Origin of the sequence: Sediminibacillus dalangtanensis (assembly GCF_017792025.1) — a bacterium.
GTDB classification, from domain to species: Bacteria; Bacillota; Bacilli; order Bacillales; family Amphibacillaceae; genus Sediminibacillus; species Sediminibacillus dalangtanensis.
The window spans coordinates 362,347-376,626 of the sequence record NZ_CP046956.1; the positions used below are offsets into that span (position 1 = coordinate 362,347).

Consider the following 14,280-nt stretch of genomic DNA (forward strand, 5'->3'; position numbering starts at 1 on the left):
AAAGTGGTTAAACATTAAAATCCGCATGGCTGCCGACAGTCTTCGTAGATCGATATTCCATTCAATATGCAGTTTTACTTTTTAAATATAACAAATAGTTGGAAAGTAAACAATTTTTCTTTGAAAATGGGAGAGACAGGTTTTTTTCCATAATGAACGAATTTCCCATAGCTTGTTTGCTCGGAAGCGAGGAAAACGTAAATTCTGCTCAGTTCAACAGGTTGGCCTGCGCACTGCAATGGCGTTTCGACATTTCTTTTCCAAAGGTCGGGATGTTTTCCTGTGGCTTGCCGCCGGAAATTTGCTGTGTAGCATCTTTGAATAATTAATTGTATTTTGAAACCTATCTTCTCAAAAGTCGTAGAAGATATTGGAATAAATAGAAAATTCTTAATATAGTGAAAGGGTGAAAGAATGGCAGTAAATATGGAATCAGCAGTAGATTTTAAAAAGTTAATGGCTACAGAACTACAAATTAATCTTTAGTGAGTTAAGTAGTGAATCAAGATTTACATTTGTAACAGAATCGGCCCTTATAGAAGGGAAAATGCATTTACAAGAATCAGATTTTAATGAAAAGTCAGCACCGCTGGGTCACTCTTTAGTCACAACAGAAAGAGCACCAAAAATTGATATTAAAGGGAAAAACATAATTAACATCAAATCCTGTTTTTACCTGAAAGATGTTAAACTGATTCCTATTACAGACCAAAGTAATCATTTTTATCTAAATGAATTTATTCTATTTTCCGACCACATCTTAGGGGTAACTTTAATTGAAGAAGAATAACGGAGCAGTGTTGTTAAAGTAAAAGGGTGCTTTAGTTGAAGAGGAAAAACGTATAAGTGTCTAATAAAAAAGTAATGCAAAAAATTGAGATGAAGCACATTAAGTATTATTACAAGACATAAATAAAATTATGGAGGTATAGTTATGTGGTTAATATTAGGGGCGATTGCCATAGTAGCAACTTTTATAAATTTGTATATGTATAAAGCAGGAAAGGATTATAAGCTTGCTATGGCGATGGGATTATCATTTACAGCATTAACACTCTGTGCAGAGTACAGTCTTGTATCTCGGTGGGTAAAAGTGGAAGATTGGGCAGCCTTATTGGATGTAGTACCTGGTATGGAAAGGGCGCTATGGGTTTTGACAATTGTTTCTATCTTACTAAATATAGCACCTATACTTTTAGAACGAAAAGGCAAGAAGTAATTACTTAATTTTCATTTATATATTATGCAATTATTGTGTAGGTCTTTATGTATAACCAAGGGGTGCTTTAGTTGAAGAGGAAAAATTAAATATCACATAAAAACGCTCAGAAAACCTTCTGAGCGTTTTAGTTTGCTATTACTGTTAAATTGGGTTTGGAATGTATGCGAATTATTGTGTTTTTTCTAAAGTTATCAGCATTTTTTCCTCCCCAAATTAAACCTGTTAATTATAGGAGTGCTTTCTAATGAAAGTTTTAACTACCTAGTTTGCATTCAGTCCTCCGGTTGCACTATATACATGGCCTGTTACATAGCTTGCTTGCTCGGAAGCGAGGAAAACGTAAATACCGCTCAGCTCAACAGGCTGGCCAGCGCGCTGCAAAGGCGTTTCCGGTGTTTCTTTTCCGAAGGTCGGAATGTTTTCCTGTGGCTGGCCGCCGGATATTTGCAGGGCAGACCAGAACGGTCCGGGTGCTACGGAATTCACGCGTATCCCCCTGGAGGATAATTGTTTTGACATGGATTTTGTGAATCCTACAATGGCGCTTTTCGTTGCTGCATAATCCGGTAATAGTGGAGATGGATTATAAGCCTCTACCGAAGAGGTGGTGATGATTGAACTTCCTTCAGGCATATGAGGCAACGCTTCTTGTACCATCCAGTACATGGAAAACACATTGATCTCGAATGTAGAAACGAGTTGCTCGGTGGTAAGATCGGCGATATCTTTCACTGCCTGTTGCTTCCCAGCTACAAGTACAAGGGTATCCAAACCACCTAGCGCCTTAACTGCATCTTGTACGAGCCTGCGGCTAAATTCCTCTTCACGCAAGTCTCCGGGCAGCAAGATAGCTTTTCGTCCTTCTTGCTCGATTAATTCTTTTACCTCTTGGGCGTCGGGTTCTTCAACGGGAAGATAGTTGATTGCTACGTCCGCACCTTCTCGTGCATAAGCAATTGCGGCAGCACGGCCGATGCCGGAGTCGCCACCTGTAATCAATGCTTTTCTCCCTTTTAGTTGGCCGGAACCTTCATAGCTGTTTTCTCCACAGTCTGGAACAGGCTCCATTTCTTTTTGGATACCTGGCGGGTTTTGATATTGTTTTGGGAAATCTTTATGATAATACTTTTCTATTGGGTTCTTAGGCATAAATAAAACCAACCTTTCTGAAATCTTGTAAGGACATGTAGGTTTCCTACCTCGTTCGCAGCAAGGATAAACATTGCCGGGACGAGCAAAGGGAAAATACCGCAACAATCAAGAGGAAACGGTCGGATGTTAAAAATAAGTTGAAAGCGCATTCATTTTCTGGTACTGTAGAATTGTCGAAACGTTTCAATGATTTAAAAGAAAAGAACGGGAAGTTTTGGAATGGAAGGGGGAAGGGTGTACTTTCTTCAACTCAGAGCATGCAAAAGTGGTAAGCCAGCATAAGCGGAGCGAAGATAATTAGGAAAAATGGCAACGATAGTGCGTAACAGAAGTCCGAATTTCTCATGGCCTTTTACCCGATCTACAAGAAATGCAGCAGGCGACAATCCGGATAAAGGTATGTTATTGGAAAACGGTACAACGAAAAGAAGTGCGTTCAAAGCTATTATATGGATGGTTTCATGACGGCATTGATTGAAACGTTTCAATCAGCGTTGAAGGGTTTTATAACATATCAAAGGAGTGTGGAGATGTTGAAGAAGGGAAGCAAAGTCTTTCTGTTTGCAATAATCCTGATTGGTACTGCTTTTGTTTTGGGGGCCTGTTCCAATGCTTCCTCTGGTTCTGACGATACGCTTCAAGTATGGACGATGTCTGATGAATTGGAAGGGTTTGTGGAGGATTATGAAGCAGAACATGATATCGAGATAGAAGTACAAACAATTCCTTGGGAAAATGCACATGACAAATTATTGACAGCAGTCGCCTCCGGGAAGGGCCCCGATGTGTTGCAAATCGGCACCACGTGGGTCGCGGAATTTGCGGAAGCCGGAGCTTTTTATGATATGTCGGATGATATTGGCGACTATGAAAATTTAGAATTGGGTAATTTTTTTGAAGGGGCTAGAGGGACAGCGGAATATGAGGATCAAGTGATCGGGATTCCATGGTATGTGGATACGCGGGCCCTTTTTTATCGAACAGATATTTTAGAAGAGGTCGGCTATCCTGATGGACCGCAAACGTGGGAGGAGATGATCGATGCATCTGAAAAACTTGCGGACAGAGGGGACGGTCAATATGCAATCGATTTACCCCGAACAGACCCGCAGTTCCCGTTTATGTTAGGTTGGCAGCAAGGTTGGACGTATGAAGTAGGCGAAGGATCAGCAAACTTCGATGATCCTGCTTTTAAAGATGCAGTTGATATTTATACCAAATTCTATGAAGAAGGATATTCCCAACTGGAAGAGGGCAAAGAGATTGTCCAGGCATTCAGCGATGGGTCTAAACCGATGTTCTTCAGCGGCCCGTGGGATATCAAGACAATAAAGGATAACGGCGAAGATATTGAAGGAAAATGGGATGTCGCGCAAATGCCAGAAGGTGAAACAAATAAATCGATGATGGGTGGAGCGCATTTGTCGATATTCCATAATTCGGAGAAGGTGGACGAAGCGCTTGATTTCATTAATTGGATGGCTGATACCGATACACAATTGGCCTGGTATGAAACAATGAGCGAGTTGCCGGCTAATCAAGCGGCATGGGAAGATTCGATTTTAGCTGATGACCCGATGGTGAGTACCTTTGGAGAACAACTGAAGTCAACGGAACCACTGCCGCTGATTCCAGAATATGAAAGAATGGGAAATGAACTGTTAGACACACTGGAACAGATTTACCGAGGCGGTGCAGATACAGAGGAAGCACTAGAAAACTATCGGAAAGAAGTAGACGATATTTTGTCCGAATAGGCTTCTTACTAGAGAGGGGGGCGATTATACCTCTCTCCTTTTCTTATTGTATAGGAAATTATAAATTTAACTGTCTGTGGATAATTATTGGCTGAACCAGCCATGTCCGGCTCCAGCGCCTACCCCCTCGAGGTCTTAAGCCCACCCTCTGTGTGGCAAAAAGCGCCACGTCGAGGCTGTTCTTAAGCTTGTCGGGGGCTCACACGATGTGGGTCATGCAGGCGTTGCCACAGGATGTGGCGGCTCTAGCCTGTACTCCTTTAAACAGGCGCTTGCGCTTTTGTCCTATGTTTAACACGATAACCGAATAAGAGGAGAATGGAAATGATGGAAGTAAAAGATGAAAAAATGATCCTGAATGGAGAAGAGGTTATCCTTTTCGGAGGGGAGCTGCATTATTTTCGTGTGCCGAAGCCGGAATGGAGAAACCGCATCAGGCAAGCAAAGGAAGCAGGGCTGAACATGATCAGCACTTATATTCCCTGGGGAATTCATGAATATGAAGAAGGTAAAATCGACTTATCGGGTACTTCGAGAGAGGAACTTGATCTTATTTCCTTTTTAGAGATCGTCAAGGAAGAAGAGATGTACTGTTTGGTCCGTCCGGGTCCGTATGTGATGGCCGAGGTGATCGATCACGGAATTCCGACCTGGTTTATTGAGCATTATCCGAATGCCATGGCAAAAACGGAGGAAGGCAAAGTCCATCCGACCAGAGTGGTCAGCTACATGCATCCGACTTATTTAGAGAAAGTGGAAAATTGGTACAAGTATGTTTGTCCAATCATCGAAAGATTTCAGTGGCATCATGGCGGACCGATTATCATGTTTCAATTAGACAATGAAGTCGGGATGTTTCATTGGGTCACAAACCAGGGAGATTTTAGCTCTGTAACGCTGGACCTCTTCACGAACTATTTAGAAAACAAGTATTCCTTAAGCGAGTTTAAGGAAACATTTCATGTCGAGGATAACAGTATTGCCGATTTTGTGGAAACGAAGATACGGCAGCCGCAAGCGCTATATAGCATGACATTGAAAAACGAGTTCAGTTTATTTATGCGGGTACATTACCGGCAATATATCGAACGTTTGAAACAGCTTGCAGATAGCGAGGGCATCCAGGTGCCTTATGTGATAAACATTCATGGGTTTGATACCGTGGACCACTTGAAACGGGGGACAAAATATCCGATCGGATTATCGCAATTAGTAGAGGTTGCCAAAATAGATGGGGTAATGGCGGCAGGTGATTATTATATAGGAAACATTGAGTATGATAACTTTGTTGACATTGTCCTAGCGAATGCGTTTACCAAATCCATTCAATGGAAAGAGCAGCCTCTGTTTTCCGCTGAATTCCAAGGAGGCAGCATTCCCGACCGGCCGAGACTGCAGCCAAGTACATTCGACTTAACGACCCGCCTTTGCATTGCCAACGGGATGAATGCGGCAAACTATTATATGTTTGTCGGCGGCGAGAACTTTGGCGGAATCGGTATATTGGGCAGGCGTCATGAATGGCAGGCCCCTTTAACGATGATGGGTGAAAAACGGGCACACTTTCAGGTGATCCAGCATCTGGGGCATATGCTGCGGGTTTATCAGCAGCCATTAGCACGGTCAAAGCCGGAGATCCATACCCATCTTGCCTTCTATCCAGACTACTTCATGACCGAATTCAGCAATCAATTCACGGCTGAATGGGATAAATCGCTACAACAGGAAAGAGAAACCAATCTCTTTAATGGGCTGGCGAAAGGTCTGCGCGTGAACAACATTGTCTATGATGGCTTCAACTTATTAAAGGACGGCAATATAAATGTAGCAGAAATTCCGTCCCTGTGGGTGTTTGCCCATGAGCGGATGGACGGAAAAGTCCAGAGAAAGCTGATGGATTATATCGAAACGGGCGGCGAACTCGTCTTGTTTCCGGTCATCCCGACTAAAGATATGAACGGGGAGCCATGCACCGTGTTGAAAGATTACATGGATGTGGATGTAAAAGGGACCGAAGCTGGCGGGTTTGTTCAGGTAGACGATGTCGACAATGTGAAAATCGACCGCATGGAAACGTATGACATCCAGGAAGGCGCCTTCGGATGGGCTGAAAACGAGGAAAAATCTGTGGTCGCTTTCGAGAAGCGCTTAGGAAAAGGCAAATTAGTGATGTTCGGTGTCAGCATGGAATTTGACTATCAATATAAAAAAGAAATATACAGAAATCTAGCGGCAAAAATCGGCGTGAAAAGTAGTATCCGTGTCGAGGCGGAAGTGGATGTTTCGGTGAGAGCCGAGGGCCGGGATGGAATGTTTGTTTTCCTGAACAACTTTGACGAATACGAAAAGGAAACAACGGTCGGTTATCGAAACAACCAGTTGTTCGATGGAAAAGCAATAACCGTTCCTGGCAAAGGTGGCCTCCTGTTACCGATAAATGTGCAGCTGCGCGTTGATTTATCGATTCTGTATGCCACAGCGGAAATCGTCGAGCTGACGGAGGCGGACCGGAAATTAGCGATGATGATCAGAAGAAAACAAGGCCAGGAAGAAATCGTGCTTCAGTCAGAAAACTGGCGTCCCGAACAGAATGGAAATATTCAGATCGTGGATACAGGTGCGGGAGAATACCGTGTTCTTATTGATTCGCCGGAAGAATATGAAACGATAGAACTTTTACCAGTGTAAGAGACTTTGTGTGTTGGTTCAGGCTATCTTTCTTGGTTTTCTGGTAAGTATGTGGGCTTGAGCAAGTTTCGGCACAATTTTTCGTTCTTTGGGGGTAGGGCTTCAGCAGGGAGGCTGACCAGCCACCCGCGGAAAGCGTAGTGGTAGCGAGAAATCGTCTTCATGCCGTATATAGTAGTTGTTTACCACCTGATAATTGTTGAAAGGGAGGACAAGTCTATGAAAATACTCTATATCGATATCGATGCCTTGCGTCCTGATCACTTAGGGTGCTATGGCTATCATCGTAATACCTCGCCAAACATCGACCGTATCGCAGAACAAGGCGTCCGTTTTACCAATCATTATGCCTCCGATGTACCGTGCGCCCCGTCACGCTCTGCTTTGTTCAGTTCGCAGTTCGGAATCCATAACGGGGTCGTCAACCACGGTGGATTACAAGCGGATATGCGCCCGATCGGAAAAGACAGACCATTCAACTTTCATGACTCACAGTACCAGACATGGGTGGACACGCTGCGAAGCAAAAACATGCATACGGCGATTATCAGTCCATTTCCCGGCCGCCACGAAGCCTGGCACATTTTACGCGGATTCCTGGAAACATATGATACGGGAAAACATGCGGGAGAAACAGCGGATGATGTGACAAAAGAGGCACTGGATTGGTTGGAATCCCGCGGAAGGGATAAGGAGGATTGGTTCTTATACCTTAACGTGTGGGACCCGCATACGCCTTATCGAACACCTGCCTCGTATGGGAATCCGTTTGAAAAGGAGCCGGCACCTGAATGGCTTACCGAAGAAAGGATTGCCGAGCACCGTGCCAGTTTTGGCCCCTATAGCGCACGGGATCTACCTCCAGTAAGACAATGGCCGGGGATTCCGGAAGAAATCCACGACCGGAATGATTTCAAGGCATGGGTAGATGGGTATGATACCGCCATCCGTTACGTAGATGAACACATAGGGAAAATCATCGATCAGTTGGAAATACAAGAAATCCTGGAAGAAACAATCATCATCATTTCTGCTGATCACGGGGAAAACCAGGGAGAGTTGAATGTCTATGGAGACCACCAGTTAGCCGACCATGTCACTTGCCGTATCCCTTTTATCATCTCCGGACCAGGTATTATCCAAGGTCATGTGGATGAGGACTTGCATTATCAAATCGATGTCGGGCCGACGCTGGCAGAACTTGCTGACGGGAAGCAGCGTGAAAAGTGGGACGGGCGAAGTTTTTTGCCTGCCATTATCGATGGAAAATCGTCGGGGAGGCCTCATTTGGTTGTCAGTCAGTGTGCCTGGAGTTGTCAGCGAGGCGTGCGTTTTGATAATTGGATGCTTATCCGTACATATCATGACGGATTAAAGGAACTTCCCGATTTCATGTTGTTTGATATTGAAAACGATCCGCATGAAACCAATAACTTGATTGATGAACACCCTGAAGTGCTGGCGAAAGGTCTGCGCATCCTGGATGAATGGGTGACAGAACAGATGAAGACCTCTGATTCACCCGTCGATCCGATGTGGAGCGTGATTCATGAAGGTGGTCCTTTTCATACAAGAGATGACCTGGATTTAGATCGGTATTTGGAAAAACTACACAAAGAAGGCAGGAATGAGGCAGCGGCTAGATTAGAACAGCGATATCGATAAGAAAAGCCATCATCCAAATCGTAGGTTGGAAGAGCGCTGCCCCTCAAAGAGTATAAAAAAATCGAGCTTGCATGTTCAAGCTCGATTTTTCCTTTACTCAGAAAACTTTTTAAATGCCAGCACGGCATTATGCCCGCCGAAACCAAAACCATTGGAAATGGCATGGTTTATCTCTGTTTTGACGGCTTGATTTGGTACGTAATCCAAATCGCATTCCTCATCCGGTGTTTCATAATTAATGGTCGGCGGAGCGGTGTCTTCCAGGATGCTTTTCAGCGTGACGACTGCTTCGAGCCCGCCTGCCGCACCGAACAGATGTCCGGTCATCGATTTTGTCGAACTCACCTTCAGGTCGTAAGCGTGCGAACCAAATACACGTTTAATCGCATTTGTTTCCGATTTGTCTCCGTCCGGTGTGCTTGTTCCGTGGGCATTGATGTAATCAACAGCCGTCGGTTCGATATTTGCCATATTCAAAGCAAGCTTCATGGCGTTGGCAGCACCCTCAAAGTCAGGAGCGGTGATATGATGGGCATCCGTTGTCGACCCATAGCCGACGACTTCCCCTAAAATGGAAGCCCCTCTTGCTTTGGCATGCTCATATTCCTCCAGGAATAAAATGCCTGATCCTTCTGACATGACAAACCCATCCCGTCCGCTGTCAAAAGGGCGGCTGGCTTGTTCTGGAGAATCGTTGAAGGTGGACATGGCCCTCATTTTTGAAAATCCAGCAAAAGCTACCGGAGTGATAGAGGCTTCTGCCCCGCCGGCAAGAATGCCATCTGAGTAGCCGTGTTTGATATTCAGATATGCTTCCCCGATGGCCTGATTCCCTGTGGCACAAGCCGAGACAGGGGAGAAGCTTGGACCTTTGAAACCATTTTTGATAGAAAGGATGCCTGAAGCCATATTGCTGATCATCATCGGCACCATAAACGGCGAAACTCGCTTCGGCCCTTTGTCGAGAAACGCTTTGTGCTGTTCCAGCGTCGTATGGATCCCACCGATGCCGGATCCGACATAAACGCCGAGTCTTTCCTTGTTTGCTTTTTCCAAATCCAAGCCGGACTGAGCCAAAGCTTGCTGAGCTGCGGCAACGGCATACTGAATGAATAAGTCATACTTACTTATTTCTTTTTTCTCGAGATATTGCGCGGCATCGAAATCGGTAATATAACCGGCGATTTGCGTATTTATGTTTTCATAGCCATCTGCTTGGATTCTTTTAATGCCTGATTTCCCTTGTTTCACATTGTCCCAGAGAGCCTCGACAGTGTTTCCGAGTGGCGAGACAACTCCGTATCCTGTTACTACTACTCTTCTTGTCATATCCATGTATCTCCTTGATCACATTTTATTAGTCTATTGAACGCGGTCCATACCTTTGAAAAAAAGGCATCTCCCAGGACACGCTGATATTGCAGGCCACCCTTCGCACTAGTGATGAGGAGGGCTGCCAATCCTTCCAAGTCATCGATTGCTTTCAGGCCGCCATCCTGTTTTGCATCTTCAAGCAGCTCTGTCAATATCCTGATTTCCCTTTGGCTGATCTGTCGGACTTTTTCCTGCATGGGTCCGGGCAAGTCATTATAGTCTACCTGTAATGCGGAAATCGGACAAACCGCATGCCGATCAACTTGAGCCGCTCTTTTGGAGAGGAAGACCAATGGTTTGTCGGTGGTTTTTATCGTTTCCTCTTTGATGGTGGCATATGTTTGTTCAAGTGTTTCTTCCAGATACGTACAAACGGCGATGCCCAAATCTCCTTTCTTTTCAAAATGATAATGAATGCCAGCCTTTGTGATACCGAGCTCTTTCGCCAAGTCATCATAGCTGAAAGCCAGAAAGCCTTTTTCTTTTATAAACTTCATCGTTAATAAAACGATTTGGGTTTTTTTCTTTGTCATGGCCATACACTAACTTACTAATAGGTAAGTCGTCAACTGAACGGGTTCCTTCAAAATGAAAGCAATGGTATCTATATCACCTCATTTACAGGACATGGGTAGTCTTGATAATCAAAAGGTTATAATAGAGAATGGATAGATAACAGAAATATTGAAAATGCCCGCGTTATCACGGAAAGTGTTTTTGGTGAAATTGAAGAGGAAGGGCATTACTCGATCGTTTTGGGGAGTGAAATAAATGCAGGATATTTCTATTTTAATAGCGGACGATGAAAAGGAGATTGCCGATTTGATTTCCATTCATCTTGAAAAAGAAGGATATCGCGTCTTCGTGGCGGCGGATGGCAAGGAGGCATTGGACATAGTCCAGCGTCAATCCATTGATCTGCTTGTTTTGGATATCATGATGCCGAAGATAGATGGATATGAAGTGACCCGCCAGATCCGGGAGCGTTACAATATGCCGATTATTTTTTTGAGTGCGAAGACTTCGGATTTTGACAAGGTGCAAGGGTTGGTGATCGGTGCGGATGATTATATGACAAAACCCTTCAACCCGATTGAGTTGATTGCCCGGGTTAATGCAAAGCTGCGCCGGTTCAAGAAATGGAATCACAAGCAGACAACACAGACGTACGACCTGGAGTTCGGCGGATTGCATATTTCTCCTGACCAGCGTCGTGTATTGCTTTATGGAGAAACGGTTGAATTGACGCCGAAGGAATTTGATATTTTATATTTACTGGCCAGTCATCCGAAGAAGGTTTTCAGTGTAGAAAATATCTTTCAGCGAGTCTGGGATGAAGCGTATTATGAAGGGGCCAATACCGTGATGGTTCATATCCGCACCCTCCGGAAAAAGCTGAAGGAAGACAAGCGGAAAATTAAATTCATCAAAACAGTTTGGGGCGTTGGATATGCATTCAATGGGTAACCTATTACACAGTTTTCGAGCGAGGATGGTGATGTTATTCGGTTTGAGTATGCTGCTTTCCGGGCTGGTCACGTATCTGATCTATAAAGCTTTGCAATATTATTACCATACCATGGTTGATTACCAGGATCCGCTCACACGCTTGCGTGCCTTTATTCTCCAGGTGGGAGATATTAATTTCTTTTTAATCATTTTTATACCGGTTGCGATATTGTTTTTCTTCGTACTTACGAAGCCTTATTTAACGTACTTTGATGAAATATCGAAGGGAATACACTACCTTGCCCGAGGAGATTTTCAACACACGATTGCCATCCAGACAAAGGATGAATTCGGAGATATAGCAAAAGACATCAACCTGGCAGGAGAGAAACTGAAAGAGGCGATTGAGAGAGGTGATTTTTCAGAGAGCAGTAAAGACCAGCTGGTGGTGAATCTTGCACACGATTTGCGGACACCGCTTACCTCTGTTTTGGGATACTTGGATCTGATATTGAAGGACGATAGCTTGACGGAGGAGCAAAAAAAGCATTATATTACTATCTCTTATACGAAATCCCAGCGCCTGGAGAGGCTGATTGATGAATTGTTTGAGCTGACAAGAATGAATTATGGCATGATGACCGTTGAAAAAACCCTGATAAACCTAAGTAATTTACTGAATCAGTTAACAGAAGAACTATATCCGGTTTTCGAACAAAATCAATTGGCTGCCAGGTTGGATATTGTTCCGGATTTGCCCGTTTCGGGAGACGGCGAGCTGTTGGCACGGGTATTTGAAAACCTTCTGGCCAATGCGATCCGCTATGGACAGGATGGTCAATTCGTAGATGTAAAAGGATTTAAAGACAAAGATGACGCAGTAGTACAAGTTATCAACTATGGAGATAGTATTTCAAAAGATGAATTGCCCTACCTTTTCGATATGTTTTATAAGGGGGATAAAGCCCGGGTGCATCAGGAAAACAGTACTGGTCTCGGCTTGTTCATCGCTAAGAACATCATGGAGCAGCACGGCGGTACGATTACTGCGGACAGCAATTTAATCCGTACGGTATTTGAAGTCCGAATGCCGCTGAATGGAGAAGAAATGGACCAGACTTAGAGGTCGTTCGCATTACTTTAAGAAATATTTAAACTTTACCCCACTTCTTTTTTAAACAGTTTTTCCTATTCTATAACCAATTCGAAATAGGAGGAAACAGAAATGAAGAAGTGGGTTTTATTATTGTTGTTATTATTAATCGGTTTTGGTTATTTTTACGGAGATAAGACTAGTCCTTTCTTGCAAGATAAGGTGAAAATAGAAGAAAAGGTAAAGGAAGGTTTCCAGAATACCGAGAAAATAGAGGTAGGAAAAGAGCAAATTTATGAGGGCGAGTTGTTGCTGGTAAATGAGCAGTATGCAGTACATGAAGAAAGTGTTAGACAAGATATTGTAGAATTGTTTAACCATCCGGAATTGACGAAGAACTACGGACTGCTAAACAATGACATAAAGCTATCGGCGACTTTGGCCGAGGATTTTTCTTCGATGGTACAAGCTGCTGAACAAGATGGAGTGCAAAATTTTTTAATCAGCAGTGGCTATCGCGGTTTTGAAGAACAAAATCGATTGTATCAAGACATGGGTGCAGATTACGCATTGCCGGCAGGAAAAAGTGAGCATAATCTCGGACTGTCACTTGATGTGGGATCGACAGAGGCTGAAATGAGGGTAGCGGAGGAAGGGAGATGGATAGAAGAAAATGCATGGAAGCATGGTTTTATCCTGCGTTATCCGAAGAATAAAACGGCGATCACCGGCATTTCCTATGAGCCTTGGCATATTCGTTATGTTGGCTTGCCGCATAGTGTAGTTATGCAAGATAAAAACCTGGCGTTGGAAGAATACCTCGAATATTTGAAACAACAAGAAGAAATAACCGTCGAAGTGGATGGAAAAGAATATGTCGTTTGTTACTATCCGATATCGGAGACCGGGACCATCGAGGTGCCGGCGAATGGCGATTATACTATATCCGGCGACAACATCGGCGGCGTCATCGTGACATCGGAGAAATAGCAGAAGGGAAGCCGGCGGATAAACAGGAATGGTTAAATTAATGGAAGCGATCAAGAAAGTGTAACTTTTCCCTTGATCAATCAGTTAATCGAAATGATTTTTCTCTTTGTACTGCAAATTCTTTTTCATATCCTGATGTAACGCTATTAAATATTCCTGATTATCCTTCAAGTCTTTCAACTGCTTCAAAATAAAGATCAAACAGATAAGTGTAACGAGTATAAATAAAATTACTCCCAAGTCTATAAAAAAACTCATTTTGCTCCCTCCAAGTGTATGTCTAAGTATACCAGGAAGCTTTTGCGCAAGCATCCATCTTTTAAAAAGGCTCTTTTCGTAAAGATTGTTGCTTTTGAATTGGACAGGGTTTAATTTACTTTTTATGGTATTATATAAACAAGAATTTGTTCAGCTAACTGACAAAATACGGAAAGAGTAGTAAAGAAAGGGGGAATTAAAATGAACAATATTGAATCAGTAGTCGATTTTAAAAAGTTAATGGCCATTGAATTACAAATCAATCTTGCGGAATTAAAGAATGATTCAAGATTTACATTTGTAACAGAATCGGCTTTTATCGAAGGTGTAATGAACTTACAAGAGTCCGATTTCAATGGAAAGTCAGCACCGTTAGGGCATTCTCTTATAACGACAGAAAGAGAATCCAAAATCGATGTTAAAGGAAAAAATATCATGAACATCAAAGCGTGTTTTTACCTAAAGGATGTTAAACTGACTCCTTTCTCAGACAAAAATAATCCTATTTACCTGAACGAATTCATTTTATTTTCCGATCATATCTTAGGGGTAACGTTAAATGATAAATAATTCTACAGTATGATAAGAATCACTGCGAACCCGTCCCAGTTGAATTTCCTGTCCAACCCTCT

The 14,280-nt window shown here is 43.3% G+C and carries 13 protein-coding genes and 1 pseudogene; 9 read left to right on the forward strand and 5 right to left on the reverse strand.

Annotated features, from left to right (window positions below; translation table 11 throughout):
- Positions 1 to 74: 74 nt before the first annotated feature.
- Positions 75 to 304: pseudogene (locus ERJ70_RS19950) on the reverse strand (hypothetical protein); the annotation flags it as partial.
- 243 nt (positions 305 to 547) lie between these two features.
- On the opposite strand from ERJ70_RS19950, the gene ERJ70_RS01920 reads away from it, so the two are divergent.
- Together ERJ70_RS01920 and ERJ70_RS01925 are read left to right on the forward strand one after the other, a co-directional pair.
- Positions 548 to 790: a hypothetical protein gene (locus tag ERJ70_RS01920; protein ID WP_209366771.1), complete on the forward strand. Its 243-nt coding sequence runs from the start codon at positions 548 to 550 to the stop codon at positions 788 to 790.
- A gap of 144 nt (positions 791 to 934) precedes the next feature.
- Entirely contained in the window at positions 935 to 1,219 is a 285-nt protein-coding gene (locus ERJ70_RS01925; protein ID WP_209366772.1) for a hypothetical protein, read from the forward strand.
- Between the two features lie 264 nt (positions 1,220 to 1,483).
- Here ERJ70_RS01925 and ERJ70_RS01930 read toward each other — a convergent pair whose 3' ends face one another.
- Complete coding sequence (locus ERJ70_RS01930; RefSeq protein ID WP_209366774.1) at positions 1,484 to 2,371, reverse strand: SDR family oxidoreductase; 888 nt, start codon at positions 2,369 to 2,371, stop codon at positions 1,484 to 1,486.
- A 533-nt stretch (positions 2,372 to 2,904) separates the two neighbouring features.
- On the opposite strand from ERJ70_RS01930, the gene ERJ70_RS01935 reads away from it, so the two are divergent.
- The 3 genes from ERJ70_RS01935 (at position 2,905) to ERJ70_RS01945 (ending at position 8,484) form a co-directional block, all read left to right on the forward strand.
- Entirely contained in the window at positions 2,905 to 4,131 is a 1,227-nt protein-coding gene (locus tag ERJ70_RS01935) for a sugar ABC transporter substrate-binding protein (protein ID WP_209366776.1), read from the forward strand.
- A 324-nt stretch (positions 4,132 to 4,455) separates the two neighbouring features.
- Positions 4,456 to 6,819: a beta-galactosidase gene (locus ERJ70_RS01940; RefSeq protein ID WP_209366777.1), complete on the forward strand. Its 2,364-nt coding sequence runs from the start codon at positions 4,456 to 4,458 to the stop codon at positions 6,817 to 6,819.
- Positions 6,820 to 7,038: 219 nt separating this feature from the next.
- A complete protein-coding gene (locus tag ERJ70_RS01945; protein WP_209366778.1) occupies positions 7,039 to 8,484 on the forward strand; it encodes a sulfatase family protein in 1,446 nt (481 codons plus the stop codon).
- Between the two features lie 93 nt (positions 8,485 to 8,577).
- Here ERJ70_RS01945 and fabF read toward each other — a convergent pair whose 3' ends face one another.
- Together fabF and ERJ70_RS01955 are read right to left on the reverse strand one after the other, a co-directional pair.
- The gene (gene fabF / locus ERJ70_RS01950) at positions 8,578 to 9,813 is read right to left on the reverse strand and encodes a beta-ketoacyl-ACP synthase II (RefSeq protein WP_209366779.1); all 1,236 of its coding nucleotides are present in this window, start codon (positions 9,811 to 9,813) and stop codon (positions 8,578 to 8,580) included.
- Positions 9,810 to 10,391, reverse strand: a complete 582-nt coding sequence (locus tag ERJ70_RS01955; RefSeq protein WP_209366780.1) for a TetR/AcrR family transcriptional regulator — start codon at positions 10,389 to 10,391, stop codon at positions 9,810 to 9,812. The genes fabF and ERJ70_RS01955 overlap by 4 nt, the downstream gene beginning before the upstream one ends.
- Before the next feature lie 238 nt (positions 10,392 to 10,629).
- On the opposite strand from ERJ70_RS01955, the gene ERJ70_RS01960 reads away from it, so the two are divergent.
- The 3 genes from ERJ70_RS01960 to ERJ70_RS01970 all read left to right on the forward strand — a co-directional run bounded on the left by ERJ70_RS01960 (position 10,630) and on the right by ERJ70_RS01970 (position 13,390).
- Positions 10,630 to 11,325 carry a response regulator transcription factor gene (locus ERJ70_RS01960; RefSeq protein WP_209366781.1) on the forward strand — a complete coding sequence of 232 codons (696 nt, stop codon included), beginning with the start codon at positions 10,630 to 10,632 and terminating at the stop codon, positions 11,323 to 11,325.
- Positions 11,318 to 12,430 (forward strand): HAMP domain-containing sensor histidine kinase, encoded by a 1,113-nt coding sequence (locus ERJ70_RS01965; RefSeq protein ID WP_209366782.1) that lies wholly within the window; start codon positions 11,318 to 11,320, stop codon positions 12,428 to 12,430. The genes ERJ70_RS01960 and ERJ70_RS01965 overlap by 8 nt, the downstream gene beginning before the upstream one ends.
- Before the next feature lie 102 nt (positions 12,431 to 12,532).
- The gene (locus ERJ70_RS01970; protein ID WP_209366783.1) at positions 12,533 to 13,390 is read left to right on the forward strand and encodes a M15 family metallopeptidase; all 858 of its coding nucleotides are present in this window, start codon (positions 12,533 to 12,535) and stop codon (positions 13,388 to 13,390) included.
- Between the two features lie 84 nt (positions 13,391 to 13,474).
- Here ERJ70_RS01970 and ERJ70_RS01975 read toward each other — a convergent pair whose 3' ends face one another.
- Positions 13,475 to 13,648 carry a hypothetical protein gene (locus ERJ70_RS01975; protein WP_209366784.1) on the reverse strand — a complete coding sequence of 58 codons (174 nt, stop codon included), beginning with the start codon at positions 13,646 to 13,648 and terminating at the stop codon, positions 13,475 to 13,477.
- A 201-nt stretch (positions 13,649 to 13,849) separates the two neighbouring features.
- On the opposite strand from ERJ70_RS01975, the gene ERJ70_RS01980 reads away from it, so the two are divergent.
- Positions 13,850 to 14,218 carry a hypothetical protein gene (locus tag ERJ70_RS01980; RefSeq protein WP_209366785.1) on the forward strand — a complete coding sequence of 123 codons (369 nt, stop codon included), beginning with the start codon at positions 13,850 to 13,852 and terminating at the stop codon, positions 14,216 to 14,218.
- Positions 14,219 to 14,280: the final 62 nt, after the last annotated feature.